General features: G+C 31.6%; 15 protein-coding genes. 8 read left to right on the forward strand and 7 right to left on the reverse strand.

Features of this window, described 5'->3' with window-relative positions:
• Window positions 1-151 precede the first annotated feature (151 nt).
• The 3 genes from METVU_RS07555 to METVU_RS07565 form a co-directional block, all read right to left on the reverse strand.
• The gene (locus METVU_RS07555; protein ID WP_015733608.1) at window positions 152-1,639 is read right to left on the reverse strand and encodes a DNA-directed RNA polymerase subunit B''; all 1,488 of its coding nucleotides are present in this window, start codon (window positions 1,637-1,639) and stop codon (window positions 152-154) included.
• A gap of 197 nt (window positions 1,640-1,836) precedes the next feature.
• The gene (locus METVU_RS07560; protein WP_048196932.1) at window positions 1,837-2,073 is read right to left on the reverse strand and encodes a DNA-directed RNA polymerase subunit H; all 237 of its coding nucleotides are present in this window, start codon (window positions 2,071-2,073) and stop codon (window positions 1,837-1,839) included.
• Between the two features lie 268 nt (window positions 2,074-2,341).
• Window positions 2,342-3,511, reverse strand: coding sequence for an MFS transporter (locus METVU_RS07565; protein ID WP_015733610.1), 1,170 nt, complete (start codon window positions 3,509-3,511; stop codon window positions 2,342-2,344).
• A 125-nt stretch (window positions 3,512-3,636) separates the two neighbouring features.
• Between METVU_RS07565 and METVU_RS07570 the strand changes: the two genes are divergently transcribed.
• Window positions 3,637-4,326 (forward strand): HisA/HisF family protein, encoded by a 690-nt coding sequence (locus METVU_RS07570; protein ID WP_015733611.1) that lies wholly within the window; start codon window positions 3,637-3,639, stop codon window positions 4,324-4,326.
• Between the two features lie 72 nt (window positions 4,327-4,398).
• Here METVU_RS07570 and METVU_RS07575 read toward each other — a convergent pair whose 3' ends face one another.
• Window positions 4,399-6,690, reverse strand: coding sequence for a DHH family phosphoesterase (locus METVU_RS07575; protein WP_015733612.1), 2,292 nt, complete (start codon window positions 6,688-6,690; stop codon window positions 4,399-4,401).
• A 259-nt stretch (window positions 6,691-6,949) separates the two neighbouring features.
• The gene (locus METVU_RS07580) at window positions 6,950-8,812 is read right to left on the reverse strand and encodes a threonine--tRNA ligase (protein ID WP_015733613.1); all 1,863 of its coding nucleotides are present in this window, start codon (window positions 8,810-8,812) and stop codon (window positions 6,950-6,952) included.
• A 320-nt stretch (window positions 8,813-9,132) separates the two neighbouring features.
• Between METVU_RS07580 and METVU_RS07585 the strand changes: the two genes are divergently transcribed.
• From METVU_RS07585 to METVU_RS07605, 5 genes are all read left to right on the forward strand, one after another.
• Window positions 9,133-10,236, forward strand: a complete 1,104-nt coding sequence (locus METVU_RS07585) for an APC family permease (RefSeq protein WP_015733614.1) — start codon at window positions 9,133-9,135, stop codon at window positions 10,234-10,236.
• A 93-nt stretch (window positions 10,237-10,329) separates the two neighbouring features.
• On the forward strand, window positions 10,330-11,661 hold the full coding sequence (locus METVU_RS07590) for a tRNA pseudouridine(54/55) synthase Pus10 (protein WP_015733615.1): 1,332 nt from the start codon (window positions 10,330-10,332) through the stop codon (window positions 11,659-11,661).
• Window positions 11,662-11,739: 78 nt separating this feature from the next.
• Window positions 11,740-12,033 (forward strand): 50S ribosomal protein L21e, encoded by a 294-nt coding sequence (locus METVU_RS07595; RefSeq protein ID WP_015733616.1) that lies wholly within the window; start codon window positions 11,740-11,742, stop codon window positions 12,031-12,033.
• A 256-nt stretch (window positions 12,034-12,289) separates the two neighbouring features.
• Window positions 12,290-12,613 (forward strand): RNA polymerase Rpb4 family protein, encoded by a 324-nt coding sequence (locus METVU_RS07600; protein ID WP_015733617.1) that lies wholly within the window; start codon window positions 12,290-12,292, stop codon window positions 12,611-12,613.
• A 51-nt stretch (window positions 12,614-12,664) separates the two neighbouring features.
• Window positions 12,665-13,324, forward strand: coding sequence for a DUF655 domain-containing protein (locus tag METVU_RS07605; protein WP_015733618.1), 660 nt, complete (start codon window positions 12,665-12,667; stop codon window positions 13,322-13,324).
• 72 nt (window positions 13,325-13,396) lie between these two features.
• Here the strand turns inward: METVU_RS07605 and METVU_RS07610 are convergent, their stop codons facing one another.
• Together METVU_RS07610 and METVU_RS07615 are read right to left on the reverse strand one after the other, a co-directional pair.
• The gene (locus METVU_RS07610) at window positions 13,397-14,131 is read right to left on the reverse strand and encodes a metallophosphoesterase (RefSeq protein ID WP_015733619.1); all 735 of its coding nucleotides are present in this window, start codon (window positions 14,129-14,131) and stop codon (window positions 13,397-13,399) included.
• A gap of 283 nt (window positions 14,132-14,414) precedes the next feature.
• A complete protein-coding gene (locus METVU_RS07615) occupies window positions 14,415-14,876 on the reverse strand; it encodes a 30S ribosomal protein S15 (RefSeq protein WP_015733620.1) in 462 nt (153 codons plus the stop codon).
• A gap of 225 nt (window positions 14,877-15,101) precedes the next feature.
• Between METVU_RS07615 and METVU_RS07620 the strand changes: the two genes are divergently transcribed.
• Window positions 15,102-15,842, forward strand: coding sequence for an ABC transporter ATP-binding protein (locus METVU_RS07620; protein WP_015733621.1), 741 nt, complete (start codon window positions 15,102-15,104; stop codon window positions 15,840-15,842).
• Window positions 15,843-16,060: 218 nt separating this feature from the next.
• Entirely contained in the window at window positions 16,061-17,011 is a 951-nt protein-coding gene (locus METVU_RS07625; protein WP_048196934.1) for a SufB/SufD family protein, read from the forward strand.
• Window positions 17,012-17,054: the final 43 nt, after the last annotated feature.

Here is a 17,054-nt window from a genome sequence, read left to right on the forward strand (position 1 = left end):
TGTTATTTCTGGCAAATTTTTGAGATAATCATATAAGACCATACAAATAAGGATTTCTAAAAAATTATATTTTTAAAATCAAGAGGTCTCAATTTACTCTAACTTTAATTTTTAATTTTAATTTTTGATTCTCATTTTATTTGGAAAATTTTTACGAAATCTTCGCTCCAAAGGATTTTAGGAGGTCTATAATTTTGCTGTCATCTTCTTCTCTTGTAACTTTACACATTATCGCAAAGTTTTTGACAAGACCACAGTTTGGACCTTCTGGCGTCTCTGAAGGACATATTTTACCCCAATGGGTTCCGTGCAGTTCTCTTGCTTCGAAGTGTGGCTGGGATCGTGAGAGTGGAGATACGATTCTTCTTAGTTGAGAGTTTGTTGCTAAATAACTTGTTCTATCTAAAAGTTGACTAACTCCTGTCTTCCCTCCAACCCATGTTCCTGTTGCCATAGCATGTTTTATTCTTTCAGTTAGTATGTCGCTTCTAACTGCCGCTTGAATTGATGGGGTCTTGTTTCTTAGTGTTTGTCTCTCTAACTGATATTTTATATCTTTAACAAGTTGGCTGAATGCATATCTAAAGAGATCTTCCATTAAGTCCCCAGCTAACTTGGCTCTTTTATAGGCATAGTGATCTTTGTCATCTTCTTTTCTGTATCCAAAATATAGTTCTAACGCGTTTCTTGCCATTATCCCTAAGAATTTTATTTTCTTTGGGAAGTCCTCTTTGTTAACTCCTAAGTGAGGAAGCAAATAATTACACAATATCGTTTCTGCCCTTTTTATTCTGTAATCTTTTGCTTGTCCTGGAGCAACTCTTTTACCAATAAATTCTAATGCATCTTCTGGTGTGTTTATATTATGCTCTTCTCTTATCTCTTGAATATTTAAAACAATTTCCATAAAAAATCTTTCATCATCGATTGCATCCATTATATCTTTATCTGTTTCAGCTCCGAGTGCTTTCATTAATACAATAAATGGGAGTTGTCCTGGCATTCCTGGAAATGTAGCATATAACAAACCATCTGGATGTCTTTCAACAGTGCATAAAGCCCTAAATCCATGCCTTGTCGAAAAAACCTTCGCAACATCAACTATCTTCCCGCTTCTTTCTGCTTTTTCACATAAAATTCTGTTTGGAATTAGATCTTCCTGTGTTATTAAAACCTTCTCAGTTCCGTTTATAATGAAGTATCCAAGTGGATCCTCAGGATCTTCTCCCATATCTATAAGTTCTTCCCTCGATTTTCCATATAAGTGGCAGATCTTAGAGCCGAGCATTACTGGAAGCTCTCCGATATATACTTCAACAACATCTCCTTCTCTTTCTTCTTCTCCTTCTCCGATTATTGGAATCATCTCTAAATATAAAGGGACGGAATAGGTTAAATCCCTTATTCTTGCTTCCATTGGGGTTATTTTCCTTGAAGATCCATCTGCCTCTTTTATAACTGGCTTACCTATCTTTATTTTTCCTAATTTTACTTTATACCCACCAGAGATCTCTGTTTCGATATAACCAACTTCATCTATGATACTCTGTAATCTATTTTCTACAAAATCGTTGTATGATTCGATCTGATGGTCTATTAATCCGTGCTCTTTAAAATAAGCATCTATCATTTCTCTCATGATTGCCACCTTTAAAATATAACAATTTAAACATCAAATGCATTGTGATATTACTTCGAATTTTGAATTTTAATTTAGAATATTAACTTAGGTTATTAAATCTTAATTATTCATTATTCCGACTATACTAACTAAATAACCAACTAAATAATCTAAACTTCACAGAGAAACATTTAAGAGTTAGTCGAATTAATATCTTAAACGATCCTTTTAATAACGAGCCGATAAGCAATGCTAAGGCCAGCAGTTGGACTGTTTCTTGTTATCTTGATGACATCACCTTCCTTAGCCCCAATTTCCTGTATTACAGGATCGTCTTCGTATATTTTAGGTAATTGCTGGATTTTTATATTATACTTCTTTAAAATCTCATCTACTTCTTCCTTTGGGACGATCTCGTGCTTTGGAACCAAGATGTGGTTTGTTACCTTCAAGATTATTCCTCCATCCACGTTGTTAAGAATAAACAATATATTGAAGATGATGAAAATTTAAAATCAGAAAAAAGACAAACTTATATGATAAATGTGATGCATCCTTAAAAATATTTTGTTCTCATATTTATTTTTTACTTTTATATGTTATTCAATATATTTGCATATGTAAGTGTTTTTATTACATGAGGGCTTGATTAAGATTATAATAATATATTAATCTTTATATATTTTTATACTTTGTTGAAAGGTATTTATAATTCTATTTTTATAATTTTCTTATTTTTAAATAAGCCAAAGATCCTACAATCAGTGAAAATAATGCTGAAAACCTATACATATTTGCAATTCCCAAAATATCTGCCAAAAATCCAAAAGAAACAGCCCCTATAAACATGCCAATATTCATACTCGTTGTAAATAAACCCATTGCTTCTCCTTTCCTCTGAACAGGAATATCTCGAACCGCTAAAGATAAAGTAGATGTGGAGGATGCCGAACTACCAATAGCCACGATCGTCAAAGAGATCAGCATACTTAAAAATGTCGTAGATTTCGAAAGAGAAAACATTCCAAGAGAGATTATCATGACTCCAAATATAATCATAACACTACCAAATTTGTCAAATAGTTTTCCAACTTTTCTTTGAAATATTGCCATTAAAATGTTTGTAGATGCAATCATAAACCCAACCTGTCCTAATGAAATTCCATAATTAATCGCATAGAGAGACAGGTATGCATAAATTCCTGCATTTATCATAACGTTAGAAACATTTACAATAAATGAATAAAAAAATTTTTTATCTTTTAAAAACTCAAATGAAAATAGTTTTTGGATATTTAAATCATTCAAGTTCCCTTTTTTCCCAAATTTTATGTCTTCCAATTTAAAATAACTTATAATCGCTGCTAAAATTCCTAAAATACCGCAAAAATAAAATGGAGTTTTTATTCCATAAATATCAGCAAGAGCCCCTCCAATAAAAGGACCTATTCCAAAACCCAAAGTTATTGCTGAATTAAATATCCCCATGTACTCTCCTAATCTTGTCTTTGGAGCTATTGATGCAATGTAAGATCCTGCCACGGGAGTTACAAATGCCGAAAAAACGCCTGTAAATATCCTAACTATCAAAAATCCCAAAACAGTTTCTACAAAACTATACATCAAAGTAAATATTCCATAAAAAAGTGTTCCCATAACAATAAATATTTTCTTTCCATAAATGTCGGATAAAACACCTATCGGAATTTGAGCGAGTGTTCTTGCAAATGCAAAAGAACCAAATATCAAACCAATCTCTAAATTGGTAGCTCCCAATGTTTTAGCATAGACCGCAAGTATTGGAGCAATAAATCCAACCCCAAGCATCGTCGTAAAGGTAGTGATCCAAATTATTAATATATTTCTCTCCAATTTAACCCCTTCTATCATAAAATCACCAAACCTACAAATGCTTAAAAGATATTTACAAAAAGCATTTAAAAACTTTCTCCCAAACTTAATTTTTAGTATTTAATTCAATCATTAAAATTGGTGAAATCATGGAAAAAAAGAGAATGCATATAATTCCGGTTATAGATATAAAGGGAAATATAGCGGTGCATGGAAAGAGTGGAATGAGAAGCAAATATCAACCATTAAAATCAGTTATATGTGAAACATCGGATCCTATATGTTTAGCAAAATCATACAAAGAAAAGGGAAGTGAGATGGTATATATAGCTGATCTGGATGCGATATGTGGAGAAGGAGATAACTTCAATTTAATAAAAAATATCGATTTTATAAATAAAATTGTTGATGCTGGAATAAAAACAAGAGAGGATTTAGAGAGAGTTAGAGAATATTTAAATAAAAACGATAAGGCAATAATCGCAACAGAAACGTTGATAGATAAAGAATTAATATCTGAGAAGAATATAATTGTAAGTTTAGATTTTAAGGATGGAAAACTTTTAAACTATACTGTGGAAGAAGTGCTTGGCCTTGTTAGAAAAGATACTCCTTTAATAATATTAGATATATCGTCAGTAGGAACTGGAAGAGGAATTAATATGAAGTTGATAAATATGATATTGAAATTAAATAAAGGAAAAAATCCCATATACGTTGGAGGGGGAATAAGAGATATAACAGACATTGAAAAATGCTACAATTTAGGAATAGATGGGGTTTTAGTAGGAACTGCAATCCATCGCGGAGTTATCGATCTTGAAGAGGTTATAAAAAAGTTTGAGAAATTTTAATAATTTAATAAGATAGTTTATAAATTATATTAAATAAATTATAACTAAATAATGTTTTAGTTGATGTTTTAGTTATATTGTCTTAACTTTTGGTTTCATGTTTTTAATAATCTCTATAAATCTTCCTATCACTTTATCTCTCAACCCTTCAACGAATTTTAAGCTACCTGCACACTCATGCCCTCCTCCATCCAAAGATGCCTCTGGAATTTCTTCCATTAATTGCTCAACGATCAAATTCAGATTAAAGTCATATATCTCATTAACAGCGTCTGTTGCTCTAACCACTCCAAAGTCAGGGCCGTAGGAGAGGGTTATAATTGGCTTATCTTCCCCATACTTTTGAACAATATAATCGTGGGCAAAGCCCGTTGTTTTTCCTGGGGCTGGGAACGTGAACTTGTGGGCATATTTCTCAACATCCAAAGTGTTTAATATAATCCCATTCTCTAAAAACTCCGTCTTTAAAGCTGGAATAACAGCTCTCATCTGTCTTTCAACCATTTTCATTGCTTGTTCATATAGTATATCTATCAAGTTTTCATGCCTTCCAAATTCGTTGATATTTGTTGCCAATATATCATCAACTATACCCTTACCATCCATAAATCTCAAATAAAACGCTTCAAAATCCATACATAATGCTATTTTCTCTAAATAATCTCTATCGTATGATCTTCCCTTACCATACTTCTTACTAAGTTCATTTAATCTTTCAATAGATATTTTAACATACTGATCTGCTTCATCTCCTTTTGCGTGATCTCCAACAACAGCAATTCCAGGAATGTGTTTTATAAACTCCTCAACTTCTGGATTGATCATTCTCGCTATTTCAGTTCCTAAAACACCAGCGGTTAAGTTGCTATCTCCTCCAACCAAATAAGGGTTTACGTGGGCATCTACATAATCGTCAACTTCAACCTTTCCATCTACAACTTCTCCAGGGAAGTGATGATCTATAACAATAACCTCTATACCGTAAGCTTTTGCTTTTGATATAGCAGGAACATCCTCATCGGTACTTCCATTATCAATTAAAACAATTAAAGGCAGTTTTTGTCCAAATTTTAACGCATCCTCTATGGAAAATACTAAATCTTTCGTTACATCTTCTAATTCATAGAATGGAGCTTTTGATGGTCTCCTTTTAAAGAAGTGCCATATTGCATCTACATCTATCGCAAACTTATCAATTATTGGCAATATTGCTTTTTCTAATGCAATTCCTCCACAATAACCATCAGTATCTGCATGATGCCTAATTATTATTGGTCTTCCATCTAAAACTGCTTTTCTAATTCTCTTAGCAACATCTATCATTTTAGGTCTTAACTTCTCTAAAACCTCACTTTTAACCAAAAATGGAATATCTTTTGCTGGCTCTGCTCTCCTATCGATCTCTTCTTCTATCTTTTTTCTGATTTCCTCTGCCTCCTCTCCTTCCAATTTTTGAAGCTTTATCCTCTCAATCTGCAATCTTCCGTCCCTTATTGTAACTCTTCCAATAACATCAACAATATCTCCTACCTTAACTTCGGGATGTGCTCTCAAACCTGCTATCTCCAAAGCAGCTACCCAAGCAAAGTCGGTTCCGTCTGTTATTGTAAATACCGTAGGCCCCGGTGTCTGAACTATTTGAACAACCTCTCCTCTTAAATGCACCACTTGATCTCTCATTTCGATTAAATTTTGTGATATATCTTTTATTGTAGTTAAAGGAACCTCTTTTTCAAATTCTACCAAATCATATGTAGATAATGGAATATATTTAAAGTCAATTTCTCTTTTTTCTGGTCTAACATCCATTGCTTGAACTATGATTTCATCACCAACATTCAAATTTTCAAGTCGTAAACTTATCATATCTCTTGGCCTTAAAAGCCCTCTAACTTGATCGTTTAGGTTGATAAAAGCACCATATTTTTCAATTCTTGTAACAGTTCCTTTATAAAACTTCCCTGGCTCAACATCATAGATTGTGGCTAATTCATCAAACACATACACATTTCTAAGTCCTTTTTTCCTTTCTTCCTCTTCTTTCAAACACTTATCACATAATGTCCTATCTTTAAAGTCAGGGTATTTTCCAATTATCGCTCCGCATTTATCACATTTGACAACCTTTCCACTTCCACCACAAAAATCGCATTTCTCATATATTGGTATTTTCCCTGTTCCTTTACATTTTGGACATGGAATTTCACCATAATCAAGATCATAATTAGCTCTTTTAGAAACTCTTTTCATATGTTGCTTTGGTGAAAACTCATCTATAAATCCAGTCCCTTCACAAACAGGGCAGGTTTTATATCTAACAACTTTCTTTCCAGTTCCTTCACAAATTGGACACTTCACTATCATATTCTCCCCCAAAATAATTGTAAAAAAAGTTCTTTAAATTATTTACTATTTATTTTAAAAATAACAAAAAATAAATTAAAATAGCACTCCATACTGTAAGGTTTTATAAGATACGGTTATACTGATATTCATTATAATTTATTTTTATTTATTTTTATAGTGATCATATATCGATTGTTATTTATCGATCACTGTTTATATAGTTTTTGTCCAAAGTTCGTTAAAAATAGTTAAAGTAAAAAAGTAAAAAATTTACAGTTTAATGGAATTTTGGCTGTGAAGAACATAACATAGGAAGAGGTAGTGGCTTAATTGGATAACCTTCTATTTCTTTTTGTATTAACTCTATTAACTCCTCTAAGCTCATTTTTTCTTTGTGAGGTTTTTTTAGTGTTGATTTTTTTCTAACAGTTACTGTTAATTTATCTGATTCCATTTCTTCATCCCCAATAACCACTACATATGGAATCCAATCCCTTCCCGCGTTTCTAATCTTTTTACTTACACTATCTTCCCTGTCATCAACATCAACTCTAATTTTATTGTCTTTCAACTTCTCAGCAACTTTTAAAGCATAGTCATAATGCCTCTCAGCTATTGGAATTACCCTAACCTGTATCGGAGAAAGCCAGACAGGCAACATTGGAGCGTTTCCTCTTTCTGCTTCTATTGCAGCTTTTTCAAGCAAACCGCATAAAACCCTCTCGATTGAGCCAGTTGGAGAGCAGTGCAGTATTATTGGATAAATTTCTCCTTCATTTGTATGCACCTTTATATTAAATCTTTTAGCACTCTCTACATCAATCTGAACTGTTGGATTCTCTATTGGTCTTCCTAAACTATCTATAACAGCAATATCTACCTTACCAACCCAGTAGTGTTTTCTTTTTGGTAAAATTTCCAATATAATGTCTTTTCCAGTTTTTGATTTATATTCTTTTGCTATCTTGAAAAACCAGTCCCTATGTTCATCAAAGAAGTCCTTTGTGAATCTAAAAATTACAGAATAGCTTAGATTCAAATCATCTCCTGTTCTTAAACATTCCCAAAATTGTTTTTCAAACTCTTCCATTGCTTGCTTTAAATCTAAGCAAACAGTATGCATATCTGGCATTGTAAAGCATCTTAATCTTTTTAACCCAACTAACTCTCCTCTCTGCTCATATCTAAAACTGTAAGTTGACAATTCATAGAGTTTTAATGGTAAATATCTTGGCAACAAATACATATCTTTTTTCATCATAAACTGTCCAAAACATGCTGCAAATCTCAACATTAACTCTTTATTTCCCTGCCTAAACCTATACTGCCTCTCTCCAAATTTGTCAGCATGCTCCCTAATAGCAGGATTTCCTAAATCATACATAATTGGTGTCTCTACTGGCATAGCTCCCATATCAACAACTAAGTTATAGACATAGTCAGCCAATAGATCTCTAATTAACTTACCTTTTGGATACCATCTAAAATGCCCGGGGTCTGATGCCTCTTCATAACTGCATATATCTTTTTCTTTGATAAACTTTACATGTGGTGGTTCATCATGCTCTTTATGCTCTTTTATTCCCAACTCATGTTTAGCCAGTGCTAAGAGTTCTTCATCTTTAATTATATCTATATTTTCTTCGTTCAATTCAACTATCTCCTCTGTTTCAGGATTTAAAAGATAAAATTTTGACTCCTCTCCCTTCTCTTTCATCTCTTCCTTAGCTATAATCTTTCTTGATAACTCACTCAAAGGGTGTCCCTTACAACTAATTTTAAATGCTTTATACCATCCAAACGGTGCTCTTAAAACGTTATACCCCTTATCTTTTAAAATACTTTCAATATCTTTTAAAACCTTTATAGCTGTTTCTGGAGAGGATAAGTCGCTTGATAAATGTGCATAAGGATAAATAACGATATTATTTACTTTTAACTGATTAGCTACCTTTTCAATCTCCTCAACCGCTCCTATAACAGATCCTTCTGGATTATTTTCATCCTCTCTCTCCACTGCGATAAAGCATGCTAAACACTCATCTAACCTGCCTTTTAAGTTTTCAGTTTCTTCTGCAATTTTGGTTTTTTGTTTTGCCTCAAACTCTAAGTAATCAGAGTGGATTAATAGCATCTTCATATTATCCCTCAATTAATGTTAATTCAACTTTATATCTTTTTTAAGAAATGTAATAAACATAGTCCTTTCTTATTTGTTATTGTCTTTTTTATAACTTCATCTTTATTCCTTCCCATATTTTATTATTCTATTTATATTATTTTTTGTTGTAATTAAAAAGAGGGTAAATACCTCTTCCTAAAAATTAAATTATAAACCTAAAATTAAAACAATGTCAAATTGGCTATTATTAAATTATATGATCAATAAATAATAACTAATAAATTAGATGAACCAATTAATAGATAAATTAATTAAAAATAAAATAATTAGGTGTAATTATGGGACATCTAACACTCAAAGATGCAGTATTTTTAACAATAACATCCATTGTTGGTGGAGGAATTTTTGTTCTATCTCCACTAACATATCTGTTATTTGGAAAATCAGTCATATGGGGTTGGATTTTACTAATTTTTGTATCTTTGATTATGGCTTCTCCCTTTGCATATGCAACAACCAAAATAAGTGAGAGTGGAGGCATCTACAAGTTTGTAATGAACATTCTTGGAAAAAAAATAGGGGCATTCTCGGCTTATATTTTATGGTTATCAGGAGTTTTCGCTCTTTCTGGAGTTGTATCTTTTTTTGAAATAGTTTTTAACACTAATTTCAATGTTCATCATGTTGGATTTTATTTAATAATTGTTTTAACACTGTTAATTCTCGCAGGAATTAAGATCGTTGGTAATTTTGTTAGGATATTTGGTGTTCTCACAATATCCATAATTTTATATATAGTATTTCAGAATGGAATTGATTTAACCTATATAGGATCGTTCAATTTAAAAACTGCCATTTTGACAGTATACTTCGGTCTTTGGACATCCACAGGTTGGGAAGGGATAACAATGCCATTATCTGCCTTTAAAGATCAAAAAACAATTGCTTACGGGCTTTTAATAGGAACTTTAATCATCGGGATACTCTACCTTCTATTTACTCTCACCGTTATCTCTCTCAATGTAAACACGGACAATATAAATGAAATATTAAAAATATTAATTGGCCATAACTTCTTCTTATTAGTTGGAATGCTGACTATAATTTCAAGTTGTGCTTTTAGTGTTCTATTCACTTTATCATATATGCCCTACGGAATGGGAAAAGATAGGATCTTTCCAAATATCTTTACAAAAATAAAAAAAGGAATTCCCACAAGAGGTGTTTTACTAAATTCACTACTTGTGATGTTATTACTCATCTTCAATGCAAAAACTCTCGTAGATATGAGTATGTTTTTAACATTAATTGCGTATTTTCTACTCTACCTCTCGGTTTTTAAAGAAGCATCAGGGAAAATAAAAACAATATCCTTAATCTCAATGTTAATATCTGGATCCTTAGTAGCGTTTAGAGTATACTCTTATATAATATCCCATTAAATACAAATAAACACAAAAATAAACCTGAAAATAGATGAAATTAATAAAAAATTAAAAATAATAACAAACACAATTCAGTAAAAGAGGGAAAACATGAATGTTGTAAATTATGAAATATTAAAAAAATATCCTCTCTGCAATAGATGTTTTGGGAGATTGTATGCAAAACTACTTCACGCTACAAATATTGAGAGAGGAGAGGCATTAAAACTTTTTAAATTGTTAGAACTTGAAGCACAAATAAAAAAAGCAAAAGAAGAAAACAAATCCTACGATGAGGAATTAAAATTTCTTAAATGCATAGTAAAAAGTGGAATTGAAAAGACAAGGTTGTTAAATGAAATTAAAGAGGAAGATATAAAAAAAGAGGTCTGCCCATGGTGTAGAGACATATTTAATAAAGAGAAAATGGAAAAATTACTAAAAAAAGTAGAGAATCTTCTAAAAAACTACGAATTTGAAACATTTTTAATTGGCACCCATCTTCCACAAGAGATCAAGGACTTAGAAAAAGAAATTGAAACAGAATTTATGGAAAGTATAAAACAGGAATTTGGAAGGGAATTTGGTAAAATGTTAGCACTTAGATTAAACAAATCTCCAGATAAAGAATATCCAGATATTGTTATTCATATAAACCCATACAGCGAGGATATTTACCTGCAGATCAATCCATTGTTTATTAAAGGAAGATATAGAAAATTAGTTAGGGGAATTCCACAAACAAGATGGCTTTGTAGGAAGTGTAGAGGAAAAGGTTGCGAGATCTGCAACTATACTGGCAAAAAATACCCTACATCGGTAGAGGAGATCATTGCCAAACCATTCTTAGAGGCAACAGGAGGAATAGATGAAAAGTTCCATGGTGCTGGGAGAGAAGATATAGATGTTAGGATGTTAGGAGATGGTAGGCCTTTTGTTTTAGAGATCAAAGAACCAAAAATAAGAAAAATTGATTTGGAAAAAATTGCAAAAGAGATCAATAAAGATGGGAGAGTCGAAGTTCTAAATTTAGAGTTTGGAGTTAGAAAAGATAAAGTTTTCTTTAAAAACACTCCACATAGAAAAACATACTGGGCATTGGTTGAATGTTCTGAAAAAATATCTGATGAGGAGTTAAAACTTCTCGAAAAAGAACTTGAAAATAGAACAATATATCAAAAAACGCCGAAAAGGGTTTTACACAGAAGAGCTGATTTAGAGAGAATCCGTAAGGTATATAAAGTTAAAACAAGTAAAGTAGATGACACTCATTTTGAGATGATCATATATTGCGATGGCGGATTGTATATAAAAGAATTAATTAGTGGAGATGATGGGAGAACAAACCCATCCGTCTCATCCATATTAAACAAGAACTGCATCTGTAAGGAGTTAGATGTTTTAAAAATACATGATGATAACCTTTTAGAAAAGATCGATTAAAAATTGCAAAAACGGAAATGCATATAAATAGAAAATTTAAAAAACTTTTAAAAACTCTATTCAAAAAGGTGAGTGCATATGGTTCAAATGAGTGAAGGATTCAGAAGAAAAACAAGAAAAAAATTAACAAAACACCCAAGAGAAAGAGGAATGTATCCAATAACAAGAGCATTAAGAGAGTTTAAAGAAGGGGAGTATGTTCACATTGTAATAGATCCATCTGTTCACAAGGGAATGCCTCATCCAAGATACCACGGAAGGACAGGAGTTGTAGTTGGTAAACAGGGAAGAGCATTTATTGTCAAAATCAGAGATGGAGGAAAATATAAAAATATAATTGCCTATCCACAACACTTAAAACCAACCGCTTAAACATAATAATAGGATATAAAATAAAAAAAGCAAACACTTAAACTATCCTTATTTTAATTTTTATATTTCTATATTAATATTATTTTAATTTTCATTTAATATTGTTTCAGTTAAATCTTTATTTTAAAGTTAATTAGTAATCAATTTATATTAATTTTAATTTTTCTAAAAGTTTTTATTACAAAAGATATATATGAGTTATCGGCAAATGATCTTTTTGCATAAATTTATCAAATGTTTATTTAAGAGGGAGACAATGATCGGAAAAAAGATAATTGATGAGAGGATAATCACCATATCAGAAGCATCCGAGATCATGTATGAGAGAGCAAAAATCGGAGAGTTATCCTACGAGCAAGGATGTGCATTAGATTACTTACAGAAGTTTTCAAAATTAGATACAGACGAGGCAAAAAAATTGGTTGAAGAGCTAAAATCTCTTGGAGTTGATGAGAAAACCGCAGTTAAAATAGCAGATATACTTCCTGAGGATATTGACGACCTGAGGGCAATATACTACAAGCGAGATCTACCTGAAAATGCTGAAGAGATCTTAGATGTAGTTAGAAAATATATTTAAGTTTTTTATTAAACACTTAAATTTGTAGATTTAAATTAAGGGTGAAATTTTATGGTTAGAGGGCAATATAAAACTAAAAAAAGACATGAAGAAGGAATCTCCTTTCCTAAAAAAAATAAACCGCAAAAATTTGAAAACTACGCTTGGGTATTAGATTACCTTCCCTACGGTTATACTGATAAGCCAAATGAGCCAATAGTCCAAGGACTCGGAGAATATCAGTTCCTACTAATGGAAATGAGCCCAAAACCAAATGTAGAGATAGAATTAGGAGAAAGGGTCTACATAGGAAAAGGAAAAAGAGATAAGATAGATCACGTAATCAAAATGATAAAATATGAGACACTAACATCAACTGCAAAATCAGAGTTAATATACAGTATAAGCGAAGCAGTAAAAATGCAGGAAGAAAGATTTATAAGATTTTTCAATGAATGCCCTCCTATAACTACTCGATTACATACATTAGAACTCCTTCCAGAGATTAAGAAAAAATACATGTGGAAAATAATAGAAGAGAGGGAAATAAAAAAATTTGAAAGCTTTAAGGACTTTGAGGAAAGAATTGGAAAAAATCCAGTAAGAATTATTGCTAAAAGGGTTGAAAAAGAACTTTCAGATGATAAAAAAGACAAATACTATCTCTTCGTAAAATGGAAAAAAGGCATCATATTAAATGAAGAAGACATGGCATACTACTTAAAAGAATAAAATAATAATGGAACAAATAAAAAGTAATAATAAATAAATAAAATAGGAAATAAGATATAAAAATACAAAGTTCTACAACAGAAACTTAGAAAATTCTCGAATTTCTTTGATCTTTCCAAAGTTAAGGAGGCCGATCTCAGTTATTGCAACAACTTCCGCATCCAAATAACCTGTTCGTATAATCTTTGAGGAAGGGGAATTGTTAATCAGATCATTTCCCGGAGATAAGGGATTAAATGCAGGTAATACCACATATCCTTTTAGATTATTATCCTTTAAATCTTTATTTTCATAAATTAAATAAATCGGAAATTTAACAACAGCCCCAACTTCATCCCTAAGCTTAACAGAAGGATGCTCATGGCCCAATATAAAAAATTCGCTTTTGTTAATAACATCATCATCTAACATCCGATCTCCATGAAAAATTAAATATTTACCAAGTTTTAGATAATCAACCACATCCAACGGAAGAGAAGAATCATGATTTCCTCTTATTAATATCAAATCTACATAATCATTCAATATTGAGATAAACTCCCTTAAAAATTCTATCTCTCTTTTATATGGCATAAAATTATGTTTAATGTCTCCATTAATCACTAATGTATTGATCTTATATTTTTCAATAATGTTTAAAGCATTTTTCACAACCTCATCCTTTTGCAAATTGGGAAAATTAGCCCCACCCTCTCCAAAAAGCACATCAAATCCAATATGTGTATCTGAGATTATTCCATACTTCTTATAAATTAAACACCTATCGATTGTTATGTAAAAATCCCTAATTTTAATTTTATTCTTCATAACAATCCCTTACATTTTTTTAATCAGAAAATTACAAATCTTTGATAAAATTTTATGATGAAATTTTAAGTAAGTTCATAGATCATTGATAAATCAGAATGAACAACTTAATAAACAACTTAAAAATTAAAACAGGTTCTATAAAATTTTAGATAACCCAAAGAAATAATAAAAAATTAAAATAAAAAATTAAACAACAATTTACACTTTAAACATGCTCTCATAAGAGAATATGGATAATAAAAATACAAATAAAAAAGAAAAATTAAAGATTTTAGAGAAATTATGCCTGTTCAACAAGCAATCTTGCAGTTTCTGGCGTGTATCTCCAATCAGCAGGTAGAACTCCCCTTCCTTTGTAATATTTAACCAATCTTCTAATTTTTGATTCAATTAACTGTAAACCTCTTTTTGAGTGCAAATCCTTAGGATGTTGTTCTAAATGCTTTCTTAAATTAACTGCTCTTCTCATTAAATTTAAAAGATCCTCTGGAATTTTTGGATAAAGGTTATTTTCTTTCATTATCTTGCTTATCTTTTTTCCAGTAATTAACTTCACATCTGGAATTCCGTACGTGTCTCTTAATATCAAACCAATCTGTGCTGATTGATAACCTTTCTTAGCCAACTCGATAACTAACTCTTCTACCTGCTCCGGTGTATAATTGACCCATTCAGGAACTTCCTCCCTGACAGGCCTCTTTGAACCGGAGCGACCTCTTTTTCTTGCGTGCATTCTTGCCATTCTATCACCTCTCGATGGTCGCCAGTCCAAAGAGACATTTTTTATTTTTTAATGTTTTATTTGGAATTAATTTATCTTCAGGTGTCTCTTTGGCTGTTTTGATAATCTATTTTCTTACTTTATCGCTACGCGATGGTAATCTTTTTATGCAGAAAATCCATTATAAAATATATCGCTTTTAATGAACATACATTATAGAGATATATATAGTTTTTGGTGAGCACCATGTTATTAAAAATCGAGAATTTACACGTATGTAGAGGAAAAAGAGAGATTTTGAAAGGGGTAAACTTAGACGTAAAAGAAAATGAAATTCATGCAATAATCGGGCCAAATGGAGCAGGAAAATCAACACTTGCTTATACGTTAATGGGAATTTCTGGCTATTCTCCAAGCAAGGGGAATATAATATTTAAAGGAGAGAGAATTAATGAAAAAAACATTACAGAAAGAGCAAGGATGGGAATGACCTTAGCATGGCAAGAACCTGCAAGATTTGAAGGGATAAAGGTTAAAAATTATTTAACACTTGGAATGAAAGAAACATACAAAAAAGATAAAGAAACTATGGAAAAAAAGATCAGAGAGGCATTAAAATTAGTAAACTTAGATCCAGATAAGTATTTAGATAGATACGTTGATGAAACATTGAGTGGTGGAGAAAGGAAAAGGATAGAATTGGCATCAATAGTTTGCATGGAGCCAGATCTTGCAATATTAGATGAGCCAGATAGTGGAATAGATATAGTTTCTTTTGACGAAATTAAGAGAGTTTTTGATTATCTAAAAGACAGAGGATGTTCCTTATTGGTAATAACACATAGAGAGGAGTTAGCAGAACATGCCGATAGGGTCTCTTTAATATGTGCAGGAGAAGTAATAAAAAGCGGAAACCCAAAAGAAGTCGGAGAGTTTTATAAAAAAGAATGTGGAAAATGCTATAAAAAAGTTCCTGAAGGAAAATAAACTTTTGTGAAATAATCTACACCTCCGAGTGAAGCGAGGAGGTGTTGTAGGTATCGCAATAGGAGTTTCTCCTATGCTGAGGGAAATGCTATAAAAAAGTTCCTGAAGGAAAATAAACTTTTGTGAAATATAACACGATTAAGGAAATCAATATTATCCTTACCCAAATCATATACTTCACAATTGATCAAAAATAAATGATTAATAGACGTGAGAAAATGAGCATCAAAGAGGAATTAATGGAGATAATTGAAGCGATTAAATACACATCTGAAAAACCCGAAGAGATCGTTCATGGGAAAGGGCCGAGAATCATCGTTAAGGAAAGTAAGATAATAGATGTTCAGGGAGATGAAGGAATCATCTTAGAAGGAAAAGAAGAAAATGGAGTTATAAAAACAAAAATAATAGTTAAAAAAGGTTATAAATTCAAATATCCAATACATATGTGCTTTGGTATAACCGAAGAGAATACATCTCAAATAATAGACGTGGAGATTATTTTAGAAGAAGATAGTTCCATCTCATTAATGTCTCACTGTTCATTTCCGAAAGGAAAAGGAATTAAGCATATAATGAACGGCATTATAAAGATTGGGAAGAATGCAAGATTTTCCTACAACGAATTCCACTATCATGGAATAGATGGGGAGATCTTAGTTAAACCAAGTATGAAAGTGGAGATAGAAGAAGGCGGAATTTACATCTCAAACTTTACATTAACAAAAGGAAGGATAGGTGTGTTGGATATTGATCAAGAAATTATTGCCGGAAAAGACGCTATAATTGACATAACAACAAGAACTTATGCAATAAAAGAAGATGTGGTTAAAGTAAATGAAGTTGTAAAACTAAATGGAGAGAATGCAAAATGTATCATAAAAAGTAGAGGAGCATCAATGGATAATGCAAAGATAAGCTTAAAATTAAAGATAGAAGGAAACGCTCCATACAGTAAAGGGCATATCGATTGTGCTGAAATAGTTAAAGGAAACGCAGAAGTTGAATCAATTCCGATAGTCGTTGTTAGGGATGATAAAGCAAGAATAACCCATGAAGCAGCAATTGGAAGTGTGGATAAAAAACAACTTGAGACCTTAATGGCAAAAGGGTTAGACGAAGACGAAGCAACCGAAATAATCGTTAAAGGAATGATCGGAGACCTCTAACTGAAAATAACTATCATTAACTAAATTCGGCGATGATGACAAT

The sequence above is a fragment of the Methanocaldococcus vulcanius M7 genome, from assembly GCF_000024625.1.
Lineage (GTDB): Archaea > AGJL01 > Methanococci > Methanococcales > Methanocaldococcaceae > Methanocaldococcus > Methanocaldococcus vulcanius.